The organism is Taibaiella lutea (genome assembly GCF_008629695.1).
Lineage (GTDB): Bacteria > Bacteroidota > Bacteroidia > Chitinophagales > Chitinophagaceae > Taibaiella > Taibaiella lutea.
The window spans coordinates 482,312-499,958 of the sequence record NZ_VWSH01000003.1 but is presented as its reverse complement, the minus strand read 5'-3'; the positions used below and the strand labels follow the sequence as shown (position 1 = coordinate 499,958).

General features: G+C 39.0%; 17 protein-coding genes. 9 read left to right on the top strand and 8 right to left on the bottom strand.

Translation table 11 applies throughout. From position 1 onward, the window contains the following. The first annotated feature begins 24 nt into the window (after positions 1-24). From F0919_RS13385 to F0919_RS13370, 4 genes are all read left to right on the top strand, one after another. Positions 25-1,305 carry a hypothetical protein gene (locus F0919_RS13385; protein WP_150033274.1) on the top strand — a complete coding sequence of 427 codons (1,281 nt, stop codon included), beginning with the start codon at positions 25-27 and terminating at the stop codon, positions 1,303-1,305. Positions 1,306-1,317: 12 nt separating this feature from the next. Next, positions 1,318-1,749 carry a QcrA and Rieske domain-containing protein gene (locus F0919_RS13380; protein ID WP_150033273.1) on the top strand — a complete coding sequence of 144 codons (432 nt, stop codon included), beginning with the start codon at positions 1,318-1,320 and terminating at the stop codon, positions 1,747-1,749. Positions 1,750-1,783: 34 nt separating this feature from the next. Beyond that, positions 1,784-2,890: an imelysin family protein gene (locus F0919_RS13375; protein ID WP_150033272.1), complete on the top strand. Its 1,107-nt coding sequence runs from the start codon at positions 1,784-1,786 to the stop codon at positions 2,888-2,890. An 81-nt stretch (positions 2,891-2,971) separates the two neighbouring features. Continuing rightward, positions 2,972-4,345 (top strand): di-heme oxidoreductase family protein, encoded by a 1,374-nt coding sequence (locus tag F0919_RS13370; RefSeq protein ID WP_150033271.1) that lies wholly within the window; start codon positions 2,972-2,974, stop codon positions 4,343-4,345. 46 nt (positions 4,346-4,391) lie between these two features. Here F0919_RS13370 and prfH read toward each other — a convergent pair whose 3' ends face one another. The 4 genes from prfH to F0919_RS13350 all read right to left on the bottom strand — a co-directional run bounded on the left by prfH (position 4,392) and on the right by F0919_RS13350 (position 7,986). Next, positions 4,392-5,009, bottom strand: coding sequence for a peptide chain release factor H (prfH, locus tag F0919_RS13365; protein ID WP_150033270.1), 618 nt, complete (start codon positions 5,007-5,009; stop codon positions 4,392-4,394). A 77-nt stretch (positions 5,010-5,086) separates the two neighbouring features. Then, a complete protein-coding gene (locus F0919_RS13360; RefSeq protein ID WP_150033269.1) occupies positions 5,087-6,487 on the bottom strand; it encodes an RtcB family protein in 1,401 nt (466 codons plus the stop codon). Position 6,488: 1 nt separating this feature from the next. Then, positions 6,489-7,229, bottom strand: coding sequence for a hypothetical protein (locus F0919_RS13355; RefSeq protein WP_150033268.1), 741 nt, complete (start codon positions 7,227-7,229; stop codon positions 6,489-6,491). A 388-nt stretch (positions 7,230-7,617) separates the two neighbouring features. Beyond that, positions 7,618-7,986 (bottom strand): ribosomal maturation YjgA family protein, encoded by a 369-nt coding sequence (locus tag F0919_RS13350; RefSeq protein WP_150033267.1) that lies wholly within the window; start codon positions 7,984-7,986, stop codon positions 7,618-7,620. A gap of 338 nt (positions 7,987-8,324) precedes the next feature. Between F0919_RS13350 and F0919_RS13345 the strand changes: the two genes are divergently transcribed. Further along, a complete protein-coding gene (locus F0919_RS13345) occupies positions 8,325-9,401 on the top strand; it encodes an AAA family ATPase (protein WP_150033266.1) in 1,077 nt (358 codons plus the stop codon). Between the two features lie 89 nt (positions 9,402-9,490). Further along, positions 9,491-10,072, top strand: coding sequence for a PhnA domain-containing protein (locus tag F0919_RS13340; protein WP_150033265.1), 582 nt, complete (start codon positions 9,491-9,493; stop codon positions 10,070-10,072). A gap of 50 nt (positions 10,073-10,122) precedes the next feature. On the opposite strand, the gene F0919_RS13335 is transcribed toward F0919_RS13340, so the two are convergent. Beyond that, positions 10,123-11,127, bottom strand: a complete 1,005-nt coding sequence (locus tag F0919_RS13335; protein ID WP_150033264.1) for a TerC/Alx family metal homeostasis membrane protein — start codon at positions 11,125-11,127, stop codon at positions 10,123-10,125. A 158-nt stretch (positions 11,128-11,285) separates the two neighbouring features. Beyond that, entirely contained in the window at positions 11,286-12,089 is an 804-nt protein-coding gene (locus tag F0919_RS13330) for a hypothetical protein (RefSeq protein ID WP_150033263.1), read from the bottom strand. A 203-nt stretch (positions 12,090-12,292) separates the two neighbouring features. Here F0919_RS13330 and F0919_RS13325 point away from each other — a divergent pair, with 203 nt between their 5' ends. Further along, positions 12,293-12,640, top strand: coding sequence for a hypothetical protein (locus tag F0919_RS13325; RefSeq protein WP_150033262.1), 348 nt, complete (start codon positions 12,293-12,295; stop codon positions 12,638-12,640). A 101-nt stretch (positions 12,641-12,741) separates the two neighbouring features. Here F0919_RS13325 and F0919_RS13320 read toward each other — a convergent pair whose 3' ends face one another. Next, complete coding sequence (locus F0919_RS13320) at positions 12,742-13,659, bottom strand: phytanoyl-CoA dioxygenase family protein (protein WP_150033261.1); 918 nt, start codon at positions 13,657-13,659, stop codon at positions 12,742-12,744. Between the two features lie 154 nt (positions 13,660-13,813). Here F0919_RS13320 and F0919_RS13315 point away from each other — a divergent pair, with 154 nt between their 5' ends. Next, positions 13,814-14,887, top strand: a complete 1,074-nt coding sequence (locus F0919_RS13315; protein ID WP_150033260.1) for an NAD(P)H-dependent flavin oxidoreductase — start codon at positions 13,814-13,816, stop codon at positions 14,885-14,887. A gap of 157 nt (positions 14,888-15,044) precedes the next feature. Here F0919_RS13315 and F0919_RS13310 read toward each other — a convergent pair whose 3' ends face one another. Beyond that, the gene (locus F0919_RS13310; RefSeq protein WP_150033259.1) at positions 15,045-15,272 is read right to left on the bottom strand and encodes a hypothetical protein; all 228 of its coding nucleotides are present in this window, start codon (positions 15,270-15,272) and stop codon (positions 15,045-15,047) included. 603 nt (positions 15,273-15,875) lie between these two features. Between F0919_RS13310 and F0919_RS13305 the strand changes: the two genes are divergently transcribed. Next, entirely contained in the window at positions 15,876-17,642 is a 1,767-nt protein-coding gene (locus F0919_RS13305; RefSeq protein WP_150033258.1) for a T9SS type A sorting domain-containing protein, read from the top strand. Positions 17,643-17,647 lie beyond the last annotated feature (5 nt).

Below are 17,647 nucleotides of genomic sequence, written 5' to 3'. Positions count from 1 at the left end.
AATTATTTAAACCTGCAAAAGGTCATGTTCAGACAAGTATTATTGGGATTAGGTATTATGTTGTTGGGAGTAACTTCCGAAGCACAGGATACGGTTAATTTAAAATCCAGGATTCAACCTGGCATGACTCCGGCACAACAATTGATTGCCAATACCGGTGAGGATTTGTTAACAGGTAACAATGCAGGGCATTCCCAAACTGTTATTTCGGGTTACGGCCAGGGTTCTTATCAAAGAGATTTTCAATATCAAAGTTCTAAAATAAATCTCGACAGGGTTGTTTTATTCGTAGGACATCAGTTCAATAATAACATCGCTTTTTTCTCGGAACTGGAAGTTACCGACGCGCGCGTGGAAAATGGGAAACCGAAAGGCGAGATTGGAATGGAACAGGCTTACTTAAAGTTCAGCTTAAATCCACGTCAGTATTTTGTTGCAGGCCTTTTTATTCCCCGTATCGGTATTCTTAACGAAAATCACCTGCCTACAAACTATAATGGCGTTGAAAGGCCATTGGTAGAACAGTTGGTAATACCTTCCACATGGAGCGAAATGGGTATTGGTTTCTATGGCCAGATGAGCACTCTGCCGATTGCCTATAGTATTGCGGCACTGAATGGGTTGGATGCATCTTCTTTTTCACATGGTACAGGTATTGGCGGAGGAAAAGGCGAAGGTAGTTTTGCAAATGCCAATAATCTTGCGTTCACCGCAGCGGTAAAGGCTTTTGTAGGCGATTTTCAAATTCAGGTTTCGGGCTATGCAGGCGGGACCATCGGAGCAAGTCATTATACCGCAGACAGCATCGGACTTCAATCCGGTATGTTTGCAGCACCATTATATTTAGGTGAAGCAGATGTGCAATATTCAAAAGCCGGATTTACAGCAAAGCTTTTAGGAACTTATATTTCTTACCCTGATGCAGGAGATATTAACAGAGCCTATGCCAATAATACACCTTCTGCAATGTATGGCGCTTATGCAGAGTTAGGCTATAATTTCTTTGAAACTATAAAATCAGAAGCTTTTGATAATAAACAACTGATAGGTTTTGTGAGATATGAAAAACTGGATTTGAATTCAAAAATCCCGGAGAATGGCATTTATGACGGCACGTTGAAGCAATCGCATTTGATAGCAGGACTCAACTTTATGCCAATCCCGAATATTACGATTAAGGCAGATGTAAGATTAACAAGCACAGGACCGCTCAACAAAGCATTACAGATAAATCCACCGCCGGTTTCGAGAATATATCCTGAACAAAATCAATTTTTGAACATAGGCTTTGGTTATTCTTTCTAAATAATATCAATAATGCAACGACGTACCTTTTTAAAGCAATCTTGTGGAGCTTGTGCTGCGTTTAGCATTAGTATGATTTTCGGTTCTTCTTTATTGGAATCTTGTGCCAGCACAGGACTAAGTGTCTTTAAAACCGAATCGAACGAAGGGAAAGTTACGATACCATTGGCCCAGTTTGATACGAACCCTTTTAAGTTATTAAGGGTTGCTAATTACAATTATGATATTGCATTGCAAAAGAAAGAGACAGGTGAATTTTCGGCAATGGTTTTGATGTGTACGCATGCACGTCATCCTTTAACAAAAGCAGGAGGCGGTTATTATTGCACACTTCACGGAAGTAAATTTTCGGGAGACGGGAAAGTGGAGAAAGGTCCGGCATCAGAGCCTATGGTGCATTTGAAAACAGCAGTTATCAACGATAATGTAATCGTTACACTTTAAATTTTATTGAATCCATTTATATAAAACAGCAAGTATGAAAAAATACAGTTTATTGCCACTTGTGGGATTGGCATTACTTACAGCAACATTCACAAGTTGTAAAGATGATAAAAAGGTAGAACCTGACATGACTTTCGATGAATTGAAAGTGAAAGTACTTTCTGATTTCGGACCTACTGTCGGTAATCCTTTGTACAGTGATTTTGAGACGAAGGCTGCAAGTTTACAAACGGCAGTTACAACATTGGCTGCTACGCCAACACAAGCCAACCTTGATGCTGCGCGTACTGCATGGAAAGACGTTCGTGTGGTTTGGGAGCAAAGTGAAGGGTTTCTTATCGGGCCTGTTGAAGATGATAATTACGATCCTTACATGGATACATGGCCTACAGACCATAATGCTATGGAAAATTTATTAGCAGGCTCTGACCCGCTTACTGCAGACTTTTTAACAGGCTACAACGACCCTGATAAAGAAGCTGAAATGACTTTGAGAGGATTTCACCCGTTGGAATATTTGCTTTGGGGAACAGATGGTAACCGTCAGGCTTCAACCATTACTCAAAGAGAAAAGGATTATATGATTGCTTTGGCAACAGATATCCATAACAACGTTTCGGCTTTAAAAACAAAAGGAGTTACTTTCTTTGCTTCAGAATTGTCACAACCAGGTGTTACGGGAAGCCGTTATACCAGCAAGAAAGATGCTATTGAAGCTATTGCAAATGGCCTGATTGATATTGTTGGCGAAGTAGGTGACGGCAAAATGGTTGAACCATTTGGTGCAACAGTAAACGAAGCTGATTCTACTATTACAGAATCTCCGTATTCGCATAATTCTTTAATTGATTTCAGAAATAACATTATAGGTGCGAGAAATGCTTACTTATGCAGCTATGGATCTGCAACAGGGAAGAGTTTGAGTGATTTGGTTAAAGCTAATAATGCAACACTTGATCAAACAATCAAATCCCAGTTTGATGCTGCCATCAATTCTTTTGACGGTATCACTACTACCTTTGAAAAAGCTGTATATAATCAACGTAGCCAGGTGCAGAATACGATCACAGCATTGACTACTTTGAAAGGAACTTTGGAAGGTAGTCTGGTGCCGTATATCCAACAGTATGTAAAAGACTAATTGAATAAAGTCTAAAGTATTTCCTTAATACTATCCTGAAAGGTGCATCAGCAGCATCTTTCAGGATTTTTGATTAACAAGATGAAAAAGATAAGTGTAGTTTGTATTTTATTGGTTATCGTCGTAACAGGCACTTTGTGCAGAAAGGCGGAGCCCTTTCCTGAAGAGCAATACGACTCAAGGTTGTCAGGCGGGGCAGCAACCGTTTTTCTTGCCAACTCACAGGCATTCGGTTCAGCCATTCCCGGTCTGACAGGCTATGATGTCTTTACGCACGATTTGGGCGATGCCTTATTTGGGCAGACCTTTGTTTCTGCACCCGCACCAAAATTTGGTGGTTTAGGCCCTGTCTACAATAATGTATCTTGTGTAAGTTGTCATCATAATGACGGAAAAGGTACGGCGACTATCGGTTCTATCACATCTTCGTTGCTTACAAGAATCAGTATTTCAGGTACTGACGAAAATGGAGGACCGCTTTCTATTCCCGGCTATGGTGTGCAATTGCAGGATAAAGCTACTACAGGCAAATCTCCTGAAGCGAAAGTTCAGATTTCTTATACAGAGCTGCCGTTTACTTTCCCGGATGGAGAAACCGTCTCACTTCGTAAACCGACCTATACTTTAAATACACCTTATACCGCTTTGCCGGCAAACTATTATGTTTCTGTAAGGCTTGCTCCGCCTGTATTTGGTATGGGCTTACTTGCGTTAATATCTGATGCTACTATCCTGAAAAATGCAGATGAAAATGATGCAAATCAGGATGGCATTAGCGGAAGGGCTAATTATGTTTATGACCCTTATACGCATCAACGTGTTCTTGGTAAATTTGGATTGAAGGCAAATAACCCGAGTTTATTAGTACAGGTTGCGGGTGCTTTTCATCAGGATATGGGTATTACAAGTTATGTATTTCCTAAAGAGTCAAGTTATGGCCAAGCTCAAAGCGACGGGTTGAATGACGATCCCGAATTGGCAGACAGCTTATTGAATGCTACTGTTTTTTATGTGCAAACACTTGCTGTGCCCGCACGTCGTGACGTTACAAATGCCAGCGTGGTTCAGGGAGAAAAACTGTTTAACCAATTGAATTGTTCCGGTTGTCATACGCCGACTGTTTATACAGGTGTTGATATACGCTTGCCTGCTTTAAGTAATCAGCGTATTCATCCGTATACTGATTTGCTATTGCACGACTTGGGAGCCGACCTTGCTGACGGCCGCCCCGATTTTCTTGCCGATGGTAACGAGTGGCGCACACCTGCATTATGGGGAATAGGCCTTTTTGAAAAGACAAACGGAGTGCCTTTTTACCTGCATGACGGCCGGGCGAGAAGCTTGCTGGAAGCAGTTATGTGGCATGCAGGTGAAGCCCGGAAGTCTAAAGATGCTTTTGTGAAACTTTCAAAGACCGATAGAGATGCTGTAATAGCATTTTTAAGGTCATTGTAAAAGGATTTTTGTTAAAAAGGGCTTGCATTATAATGCAAGCCCTTTTTTAATGAAGGCTTTCTGTGATTGTTTTTACTGGGTTGCCTCTTTCCAATTCATTGTGTCCCTGCCATTGTTCCTGCTGCCGTTCTATCAGTGCTTCTGTTTGCGCGGCCATAACTTTAGCTTTCAATCTTTCAAGGCAAAGCTTCTTATTCTGCAATTGGGAACGGCTATCCATTGCCAAAACCTGAATACCTGTTGGACTGTGAATGCCTCTCACGGCACTTTCCACCTTGTTTACATTTTGTCCTCCGGGACCTGAAGCCCTGCATGTTTCAAAGTGTACATCCGCATCTTTCCATTCTAATAACTGCTGTACATGGAATACAGAAACACCCACAAACCAATTCTTTCGTTTATGCATTTTTCTATACGGGCTTTGTGCAATCCATTGTACCGAACCCTGCCATTCTTTGATAAAAGGTGCAAGATTTTTTCCTTCAACCAATAATGTCGCAGATAACAAGGTCCCTTTTAAGTCTGCCTTTTTATTTTCCAGAATTTCGATTTTTAAATCCTCTTTCCTGCCTTGCTTTAATATAAGTTCCTGTACTTTGGCCACAACCCTGCAACATTCAACAGGCCCTCTGCCGGAACTTATTTGTATAATAATTTTGTCCATTGATTTGCTTTTTTAATTCAAATTCTTGCTTTTCATTTCTTGAAATTTGAATTTTGCTTTTTGAAATTTAACATCTGTTATTCCCTGTTCATCCTTACAATTTTGGGATGAAATACGCCTTCAATATTTACCAACTCCTTTTGTGCTGCAATGACTGTTTCAATATCTTTATAGGCTAATGGATTCTCTTCAACACTTCCACCAATAAGCGTTACACCTGCCGATGCCAGTAACTTTTTCATAGCTGAGGCCGTCATGTTTTCTTTTGCACGCTTTCGGCTCATGGCCCTTCCGGCACCATGTGATGCAGAATACAATGCATTTGGGATTCCTTTTCCTGAAACAAGATAAGCGGCTGTTGTCATGCTTCCCGGAATGATACCCATTTCATTTTTATGTGCAGGTGTTGCTCCTTTCCGGTGGATGATAACTTCTGTTCCATCTTCAAGTGTATCTTTCCATGCGAAGTTGTGATGGTTCTCAATAGTTGTCAAAGCCTTGACACCAATGGCTTTCAGCACATTAATATGAATCCTGTCATGGCAGGCTTTTGCGTAATCGCCGGCAAGATTCATGCTTAGCCAATATTCCTGTCCGGCCTCTGAATGCATATCCAACCATGCAAGTTGTTGTGCTTCCTTTGGAAGCTTACAGGTTTCCATTGCAATCTTTGTATAATGTTGTGCAATATTTGCTCCAAGCCCACGGCTGCCGGAATGTGATAGCAAAGCCATATATTTTCCTGCGGGTAAATTGGTTGCATTATGTTCTTGCAATGTTATCAATCCAAACTCCACAAAATGATTGCCGCTTCCGGATGTCCCTAATTGTCTTGCTGCTTTTGCATGTAATCGTTTCAGAAAGTCAGTTTCCTGAAATGCAGGACTGTCCAGCACTTCATGCTCTTGTTTAAATTCAAGCCTGCCTTCCATTCCGAAATGCGTGTAATCTTTTAAAGCCTGTCTCATTTGATAACTATGGCTTTTCAAAAAGTTTTCACCCACATCCAGAATAGATAAAGACATTCTGCAACCTATATCGACACCAACCGCATAAGGAACTACAGCATCCTTTGTAGCCAATACGCCGCCAATGGGTAAACCGTAGCCGGTATGCGCATCCGGCATTAAAGCTCCCTGAATTGTTACAGGTAAAGACATAGCTATTTCCATTTGTTTCTTGGCGCTGTGCTCTATCTCCTTGCCGCCATAAATCTTTAATCTTCCTGTTTCCTGCAATAAATCAAATGTTTTATAATTACAGGTTTGTTCGGATGTAATAAAGGTGGATGCTATCTTTCCAATGATTTCATCATTTACATAATCTTCAGGTTTGTTTTTAATGTCAATTAATAATGTGATGATAGTTTCCTTTGATGCATGTTTGAAATTTTTGGAAACAATATTTATCACAAGGCTTCGGGTTACATCATTAGTGTAACCTATTTTACTTAGTTCTTTAGTTTTTAAGTTTGCCATTTTATAAAATGCCTTTCATTGCTTCCCATATTATATCAGGAAGCTGTTTGTTTTTGATTGGGTTATAATACTGATGCTTTTCACCATCATGATAACTGTAAACATTTCCATGCATCAGTTTTCTGATTTTGGGGTATAGATGATGCCTTTCAATACGATTTTCTAATTGCTGCATCTGTTGCTCCAGAACTTCATCTACTAATTTTGCATGTGTAATCATGTGTGGCTTTATCTGAAAAACATATCTCCAGGGTTCGATGAAAGTGTATCGCTTTTTGATACACTTACTATGAGACATTGGATATTCCTTCAGGAAGAAATGTTGTTTTTCCTGTTCGGTAATTTTAAGCTTAGGATTGCTCCATTCTTCTTCTGTAAAGGTTCTCAGCCATTGTTCTTTTGGTTCGTAGCCTTTCTTACGTTTTCCTCTTTTCTTTCTTAAAAATGATTTATCGTTACAGAAATCTTTAGTATTTATCTTTTTCAATAAAGTTTGATAGAATTCAGCCTGGTTGCTTCTTGCAACATCGTCCCTCAATCTGAAAGTCCTTACCCATCCTTTTTGATAAGGAATTTCCAAGGGGACAAACGGCAGGTTTTGCTTTTCGCGCCACAACTTATTTTCAAGTTTGTGCAAGGCTCTTAATTGTTTTTCTGAATCTTCTTTTTGCAGTCGTTTCTTTTGCCTGGCTGTTTTTAATTTGAAATAGCCGGTATCGAACGACCATAAGTCGTTGTCCATAAAAATGGATTTATCAATAAGAATTTTGTGTGAATCAAATTCATCCTTGCGTGAAGGATATATCCCTATTGGTTTTCAGACGATGCTAAAAATTAAACATGGCTATGCTGGATGCATTATGTAATGCAATTCTAAAGCATGACAATCAAAATATTTTGAATGTTGTAAGCAGACGTTGGGCACAATGAATTACAATCGTAATCATTTTCCTTTAATCAAAAAATTGAAGGGAATTGCAACGCCCGCCTGGTTCAGGCAGCGAAGAAAAGGGATGATATGTAGAAACGTTCAGTCATGGGTATTGTGTTTTATAAGGTCAACACAATTGTTATTTCGGTTGCAAATGTATAAATGTTTTTTGCAAAATTCCAAATGTTGTAGATAGTTTTTATTTATTGCGCTTAAGAACTATGTCTGTTAAACTTGCAATAACAACACCTGAAACATAAGCCAGTAAGTCGCTCCAAAGAAATCCCTGACCCAGTATTAATCTTCCCGGCAGCGTTGTTCTGATATTATTTATCCATGCTACCTGGTATAATTGACTGCATTCAATCATAAAGCAAATGACTAAACTAATGATTGCTATCTTTTTTATTTTATGCCTCACCATAAAGAAACGTACGATGAAATACATCATGGCTGCATAGAGCGCATCGCCTGTTGCAGCAGGTAATACGGTTGTTCTTCTTGATAACAATCCCAGGACAATAATGACAAGAATGGTGATTGCGTATTTGTATTTTTGCTTTGTCATTTTACTTTACAACATGAAATGTTCTGATGAATTTATGAAGTAATTTTTGAGGTTTCTTTTTTTATTTGGAAATATAAATTCAATGTTTATATCTTTGCAACCTAAACAAAACTGAATAACGGTGTTTTTCTTAAAACTACATATCGCACACAAGAACCTTAATAGCCCTCTGGGTTATGATAGGGCAGGACGTTCGTTATTTCAGTTGGATTTCATTTAGCAATCTTCGACTGTATTATACAGCCCTGCTTTACAAAGCAGGGCTTTTTTATTTCTTGTGAATGCTGTAATCCTTATTGGGGGTGGCATGCATTATTTTCAATTTTAAATTTTTAGTAATGAACAATATATATCAAAACATTTCTTTTCAGAATATTCCGGTATTTGATTACAGGTTAGTAGAGAACAAGTCTTTTTATCTGACCTTATTTAAAACGATCCCCAGTATTATTTATTTTGACCAGATTGATGGGGAGAAAGCTTATAAGAAGTTTGTGGAGAAATACACAAACAATATTCTTAAGACACATACTTACCGTTGGTTTGAACATAAGCGCAGGAAATATAGTTTCGACAGAACCTTATTGATTATGGATAATGAATGCATTATTGAATTTAATAAGGACTATTGCGAGATATTTCATCGTGAGCATGAGCCCGGCTTTATTGAAGAGACAACAACTTTCTTAAAACAATTCAAGGAGCGAAGGAAATCTATACCTCAGGAAATTAACCTGATTGTGAAAGGCTATGACGGACTTGAATTAAAGTCTATGGACATAAAGAGAACGAAATTGGATTTGAATCTTTTTTATGAAAATGATTTTAAGGAAGTAGATGCAGTTATTCAAAAGCGACTGAATAAAAAGAATGATAAAGGCATTGTTCTTCTACATGGTTTGCCGGGAACAGGAAAGACAACTTATCTGCGTCATCTTGTTGGTAAACTAAAGAAGCAAGTAATGTTTTTATCTCCTGGAATTGCCGCAAGCCTTACTGACCCAAGCTTTATCCAGCTTTTGATTGACAATCCGAATTCGGTTATTGTTATTGAAGATGCGGAAAACATACTGATGGACAGAAGGATGAATTCGAACAATGCGGTGTCTAATCTTCTGAATATTTCTGATGGTTTGCTCTCTGATTTTTTGAATGTGCAATTGATTTGTACGTTCAACAATTCCCTGACAATGGTTGATTCTGCTTTGATGCGTAAAGGCAGGTTGATTGCCAAGTATGAATTTGGTAAACTGTCTGTTGAGAAGTCCAGAGCATTGAGTAAGCATTTTGGCTACGACCAACAAATTGATGAACCTATGACGGTGGCTGAAATAAAGAATCAACATGAGTCAAAAGCAGAACCAAAGGCGATTTCAATCATCGGTTTTAAAACACAAGCGATGCTTGCAGAATAATTTTAAATGTGCAGGCTGGTCTGTTATTGCATTCCGGATTGCAATATATTCTGTTTACCTTCGCGCCTCAGATTAAACGAATTGTAAAGATGAAATTAGAAGCTATCATTCAGCAGCGCAGCGGAAACGTTTGTGAGCTTTGTCAATCGGCTGAAAATACAAAGGTGTATGAAGTGCCGCCGCAGGATTACACCAATGAAAATAATTGTGTGATGCTCTGTGATACTTGTCTTTCGCAGATAGAAAAGAAAGCTGAATTGGATAGTAAACATTGGAATTGTCTGACTACAAGTATGTGGAGCGAAGTGCCGGGTGTGCAGGCATTAAGCTGGAGAATCTTGAACAGGTTACGTAATGAAAGCTGGGCAATGGAAAGCCTTGATATGATGTATCTGGATGATGAAACATTGGCCTGGGCAAAAGCAACCGGCGACCATGAAAATGATGGCAGTGTTGATTTACATAAAGATTGTAATGGTGCTGTTTTAAACACAGGGGATACTGTTGTATTGATTAAATCGCTTGATGTGAAAGGTTCTACATTAAATGCCAAACTGGGAACTGTGGTAAAGAATATCCGTTTAGTAGAGAATAATACAGAACAGATTGAAGGAAAGATTGAAGGGCAGGTGATTGTGATTTTGACGAAGTATGTAAGAAAACAGAACTAATTTAGGGTTCCTAAAAAATAAGTGTGGGACACCTTGAAGGTGTCCCACACTTATTTTTTAGGAACCGTTAAGGAAATTATTAAAGATAGTATTAAGACGCCCCCTACAACTGCTAAGGATGCGGGTGAGGAGATATGAAAGAACGGAGCTATCACCATTTTTACACCAATGAAGGTGAGAATTGCTGCAAGACCGTATTTGAGGAAGTAAAACTTATCAATGAAATTAGCAAGCAGAAAGTACAGAGCCCTTAAACCAAGGATAGCAAATATATTGGAGGTGTAAAGGATAAAGGGGTCTTTAGGTGCGATAGCAAATATAGCCGGAATAGAATCTACCGCAAATAATAAATCTGTAAACTCAATAACTGCAACTACTACCAATAATGGTGTAGCCATTTTGATACCATTCTCAATAGTGAAAAATTTATCGCCATCGAAGTTGCGGCTTACTTTAAAAAACCTGTGAATGAGCTTTGCTCCGGGATTGCTGTTATAATCTTTATCTTCATTATCGTGGTCATTTGTAAAAGCTGATTTAATGCCTGCGTAGATAAGAAAGATACCAAAGATCAAAAGCAGTATATTTATCTGAACTTGTTTGCCCAACACTTCCATGTATGGCAAATAAGTAAGGTTAATAAGACCTACGCCGGCAAAAATAAATATAGCCCTGAAAGCAAGCGCACCGATGATTCCCCAGAAGAGTACTTTATGATGCAGTTCTTTGGAAACCTTAAAGAATTTGAACACCAGTATAAAAACAAAAAGATTATCAACCGATAATGCTTTTTCAATCCAATAGGCAGATTGGAACTGAGAAAATTTTTCAAATGCAATTGCCTTGGAATCTCCTTTAAAAACAAGATAAATAACACCACTGAAGATCATGGATAAAGAAATCCAGATAATGGACCAGAACGCGGCTTCTTCGTTGGAAATGGCATGGCTGTTTTTATTAAAAATACCTAAATCCAATAATAGCATTATAATAACAAGAATACCAAAACCAATTAATATTCCGGGATGTTCAAGCATAGTATGTGACTGCTGCATAAAAAATTGTGTTGCTCGTATAGTAAGCATCAATCTGTTTATTCTAATCTGAAAGTGTTGAAATTATGCTATTTTCCTTGATTAACCCAAAATACTTGTGCTTTGTAATGCACATGGCAGGCTGAAAATGTTATTGAATCAATTGCTGTGAATTATTGTTATATATCGTGCTCATCCAAAACAACCTTGCCAAGCTTTGAATTCATGCTCGTACCTCTTTTACTTTCAGGTGCAGAAACTGTTTTTTGTCCACGGGCGGGGATATTAGAAACAGTTATGTATTGTGTGTCATATAATTCGCCGTTCTTCTTTATGTAAGAAAGCTGAACGGTTACCTCATCTATTTTGAAATCAGAATTGTTGGAAACGGTTACATGCACATCATCTATACCGCCAAAGAAACCGTCATAATTATACGTTACTTTTTGTGTGACAAATCTTCCGATGTTATCTTTAATTATTTTTATTTTCTGTGCCTTTTCATAAGCTTGTCGTTGTGCTTCCTGCTCCTGTTGCAGTTTTATGGCCTGCTCCTGACTGATAGAATCTTTAACCTGTTGCATTCTTTTCTGCAATTCTGTATTGGTGTTCGACATTGTGCCTGCTCTTTTCCACAAGAAGAAGGCAAGAATAAGAACAGCAATTGCAATCAAGCCGATAATGAAGTTTCTGAGACCTGAAGATCTCTTTGTTTTTGTATTACCGATATTATCAGATGCGATTTCAGTTGGTTCTGCTTGTGGCATCGGCGGTAAGTAAGGCGATTGTATAAATAAACGTTCATACATAGCAGCCGTTATGTTGTCGATGCCCCAGAAGTTGTACAGACCTTGTAATTGCTGAATAATCTCAAAATCATTCAGGCTGTTCCATCTGTCCAGCAGTTCTTCATCCGCAGGTGCATTATAGCGCTTTTCGTGCAGGAAGTTTATGTATTGCCGGATGTTTTGTCCTGAAATCATTAATGAAAGTTTGGATTAGGATTACAGTTTGAAAGCAAAATTGTTTTGCAAGGGCTGAAATAGAAAAGGTAAGCTACGATTTTACTTTTGAAATGTTTGTGAATATTGTACAGGAATATATTAACAGCAGTAAACAAAAAGATAACCTGATATCAGGGAACTTAACAGCATTTAAGATGTTGTACTTCTCTAAAACAAATAACATGAATACTTTCAGAAATCTAATTGAAGAAGGAAATCAAAACGAAAGCGCTGATTTATTAACTGTTCCGGGAGCCGCAACGATGAAGGCCTGCTCGATTGTAATAAATTCTTTTTTGCAGCATCCCGTACTTCCTGAAAAAATAAGTGGGAGTAAATCAATTACGGATGAATTAGTTAGTGACATTACCTCCTTAAACAACAGCATTTCAGTGGCAGAATCTATACGGTCTGACAAACATGCATCTATTACTGAAGACGGAGCACATCCGGAAATTCAAACTGCTTCAAAAGCTCAGGGAATGGTTCATCATTTAAAGCATACGCATAGTAAAAACAGTATCTCTTAAGGTCATAGCGGCTAAAATAAAAGCCTTGCAAAATAGTTACAAGGCTTTTATTTCTGTGACGCTGAAGAAAACAATGGGACCTATTAGGCTACCGCCGTTTATTATATCCATTCCGATGTTGCTTTGTAATTATTTGGAAGATAAGTAAGATATTGAACCATTCGCGGTTGGGATCCACGATTTGGTGTAGCACTGTGTGGCAATGAATTTTGCCATATAATAAAATCACCGGCATTGGCTGTTATAGGAATGGGGTTTGAGATTTCTAATATCTTTTCCCTGGGATTTTCCTCTGCCGCCAGACCTTTTAACCATGGTTCTATTTTATTATGAAACCCCGGCACACAGTGAAATGCACCTTCTTCAGCTCCGCAATCTGTCAGATAAAGCAATCCCTGCAATGCAAATGGGATCGGTAATTTCAAACTTACATCCCAATGAAGCCGACTTCCTCTGAAATGGAAATCGTCCGTTTCCGGTGGATTAAAACTTACTTTATCAATTGTCTTGTAAATGGCCGAAGTTTTATAAAGTTGTTCGTAGGCTTTTTTGATTTTTGGGGAAAACCTGTTTTTGTTTAATGTTTCGTGATCTGAAAAATTAAGCATCAGGCCTCTTTGTTCTTCATGTTTGTTATACCATGTTTCTTTCTTATCTGGATGCATCCCTAAAAAGTTCCAGATAGCTTGCCGCGTATCTTCACAGTCCTTTTGTGAAATAGCTTCTTTTATAATTACATATCCCTTTTCATTCCAGAAGAGTAAGTCTTCATCAGAAAGAACATTTGTAGGATAGTCTTCAAAAAGAGGCATTGTTTCTTTTTTTCTGTTATTTATCCATATCATAAAAGTTTCCCAATCAGGTTTCTCAAAAAAGAGATAACGAATGGTGTCCTCCATATTGATACCTAATTCATACAAAGTTTCAATTTCTTTATTCCATGAAAGGATATTTTCCGATGTATTCACAGATTGTGAACTGGTTGCCCGCTTCCACAAGTTTTCAAGAATAAAGGACATGGTTTTAAGGGATGGTTGTAAATCAAAAATAAGAAATAAAGCAATAAATTCATTTCCAAAAATGTCTTCCCGGGAAAGATCAAAACAAATGAAATGGGGAATGTTATAACTTCGTAGTTATTGAATTTAACGCTGTATTAATGGGTTCAATCGTATGAAGTACAAAGAGTTTTGCGCCGATTTTGGTATCAGGTTGCCGATTATCCAGGCACCAATGGCAGGAAGTGATTCTGTCAAACTTGCTATTGAAGTTGCGAGGGCAGGAGGGCTTGGTTCTCTGGCATGTGCATTACTAACACCGGATGCCATTAAAAATGCTGTCTCTGAATTTCGGAATAATGTTCCGGCACCTGTCAACCTGAATTTCTTTTGCCATGAAATGCTTCCGGCAGATCCAAAACGAAATGCGGATTGGAAACAGAAGCTACAGCCATATTATGAACAATTGGGCATAAACTACAATGATGCTACGCCAACTGCATTGCGAATGCCATTCGACAATGAGATGTATAAAGTATTAGAACAGGTTAAACCTGAAATCATTAGTTTTCATTTTGGATTACCTGAGCCGGGGCTGCTTGAACGCGTTAAGGCTACAGGTGCAAAAATTATTTCATCTGCCACTACTGTAGCGGAAGCACATTGGCTCGAGGCAAGAGGATGTGATGCAGTCATTGCTCAGGGGGCGGAAGCCGGCGGCCATCGGGCAAGCTTTTTACATTCAGATCCGCGACGTCAGGTAGGAACTATTGCACTTGTCCCTCAAGTAGTGGATGCGGTAAAAATTCCCGTCATTGCCGCCGGCGGCATATCGGACGCAAGGGGAATTGCCGCTGCCTTTATGCTTGGGGCATCTGCTGTTCAATTAGGAACGGCATATCTTTTCTGTCCGGAAGCGAAGGTTTCTACTTTATACCGCAACCGGCTTTCAACTGTTGCTGCTGATGAAACTGTTATTACTAATTTGTTCAGCGGTCGACCGGCCAGAGGTATATTAAATCGTTTTGTGGAAGAAATGGGCATTATTAGCGCCGATGCTCCGGCATTTCCTTATGCTTCTGTTTATATAAATCCGCTTCGTTCAAAGTCTGAAGAATTGCAGTCAAATGATTTTCTTCAAATGTGGTGTGGGCAAGGCGCAGAGCTATGTACTGCTATAGCGGCAAGAAAACTGACTGAAGAATTAATGACCGGCGCTTTGGCTTTGCTCGGAAGTAAAAATGAGTGAGGCCCGACGGGCTCTTTTTATGCGCTTTTATCAAAAGGTACAAAGTTTTACACACAGAGCAGCAAGGACAGATATTGATATAACATCCTTGTAACGCTTTGGCTGATTTCTTCTATCCTATGTGGGTTATGCCGAGACTATTTCGGTATAAACTTATTTAGTTTAAAGTACATGTTGCTGACGCTCCTCCGGAAATATAAGTTGCCTGAAGGTCGTCGCATTGTTGCTGGGCAAAATCCTTTTTAACGTCCATAAATGGTACTGAAACAGTGTTAGTTGGAAATCCGGGAGCTGTTACGGAACAAGAACAGGTATAATCTCCTTTTTTAGAACATGAAATTGCTGTAATTAGGATTACAGAAAAAAATACGGTTAATTTTTTCATTACTTATGGATTATCAGGTTAAGAAAAAGCAAGTGAGCCAGCTATACCCTTACTGTAGCAAACATTATAGCCATTATTAATAGATTTTCGGATTATACAATGATCCGGAACGAAGTGTAAAGTACAGTTTAAGGATTAAACTTGCAACCCCCACTTATTCCAAACTCATTTATTTACTTCAGTCGTTCAATTCTAACTTAACTTCTTTGAGTTTCGGAGTGTACTTTTTCTTCGCGACAAACAGGGATATTGTTACTATAAACCTGTATTATTAGTTTTATTTAAAAAATTCTTTATCTTAAAATATTTTATAAATTCTTATCTATCTATAATTAATATATTGCAATTAATATTTTTCTTAAGTATTTTCAAAAGAAGCTTGGCTTTTAACGAACAGGTAACTATCTTGTTTGATTTTAGGTGCCATTCGTAGTATCAACCATTCACCGACAGTCATGTTTTAACATGCGCCGCACTTTACCATTTCCATAGGTTGACTTAAGATTGAGACCTTTTTTTAGCATCCGGATGTCTGCATACAATGAGGCCGAACCTGAAAAGCCTTTAATAGAGTAAGGATCAACAACGCAAAACATTTTTTTAATGAAACTTAAATTGATTTCGGGGCTGGTGGCCCTGCAGCTGGCTACGGCTATGCCCATTCACGCCCAAACCTACACCTTTGACGTCGGTGACGATAAAACAACAGTAAAGGTCGCCGACCACATCAGCGGAGAACAGTTAAACTTCAGTGGCCATGAAGAAACACTGGAGGGGTATAACCTTGTTTATAAAGATAAAAGGCTTTTTGGCCTGACCCGTTTTAACCCGGTAGCGGGCACTATTACTTATGCAAGGCATTATGGACTCAGCAACGAGAACTATCTACGTCTTTTGAAAGGATACCTTATTTATTCGCATCCGATCTACTTTGTCGGCGAGCAACGTAGCAATGATGGTGCCGTAATAGATCCTGTACTGCTGAATTATGATTTGCCAAAAGGAGACCTGGCCAGCGCCATTGAATTTCCTACATTACCCGAGGGTTATACTTACACCAGGGTTTTTGACGTAATGGAAAACTTTACGGAATCCAACCCTCAGCGGATCCTTTGTACTATCAACAAAGGGGACGTACCGTTTATTGCCGAAATAATCTATAACAACGTATCCGGCACATATTACGTGTATGAATACAAAACATCTAAGCCGCCTAAATCGTACCTATCCGCCCACTATGTACGTGCTTACCATTATGGTAGCGTAAGTCTTGGTGCGCCTTCTTTCTATGGTCTGGCAGACTATGGCGATGAAGTGACAGCTTTCTGTTATTTCAAAGATCCGAGCGGTGTTAATCCTACCGTGTACGAAAGATATTCTTTCACTTCGCTTAAAGGTGTAAAGAATGTTAAAGGTGTACAAATGAACGGGTCTTATGGCAATGACGGTACGCACTACCGCATCGATATGGCTTTTACAGACAACGAAGGGGGTATTTGTATCCAGCAAAAAGACGAATTACTGACGACCAACTGGGAGCGTTGTTACAGTTTTCCCGAAAACGAAGCTTTTGTATTAAGCTGGGGCCGAGACGGACACGGTACCAAGATGGGCCCATGGCCTCAAGAAGGCAACAGCATGGGTTATTTCCTGGGTGCATGGGAACCTAACCAGGATCCGAAAAAAAGCCGCCTGACCGCACTGCATTTCGACGGCTCCAATGGCGACCTTGCAAAGCCAAGAATCTATGACATACCGGGCATAGGTGTTTATAAAGACGGCAGCTTCCCGAGCACTTCTTATGATCCGGGCTATTTCTGGACCGACTATATCAACAATTATACGTTTATTGCTGACCGCCTGGACACTAAAGCCGGGTTCCATTATGGCACCGGAAATACTTTGATTAACACACCTGAGAAATTTTTCTGCTCCACACCACACGATATACATGAAACAGAGAAACGCCTTAAAACGATCAAAGAAGAATTGGATGTCAATAAATACGGGCCTTATGAACCGAAGAAAATTGAATACAAAGAAATTGATGTACCGGTTAGCGTAAAACTGAATTGTCCTGCAGAAAAAGAAAAAATATCTGAAAAAACAGGCAATGCCAACAAACTGATTCATAACGAAAACAGTGAATTGACTATGGATGGTACGCATATCCTTATTAGTAACGATAGTAAAGAAATTACATCTGTACGTATCTTTACCATTGACGGAAGGTCTATTGCTGAAATGCACGACATCAACAACGTCCGTTACGAACAGCACTTTAACGCACCATTGACAAGCGGAATTTATGTGATCCACATTGCATACAGCGATCGTTCAATGGAAACAAGAAAAGTGAGCATCCGTTAAAAACG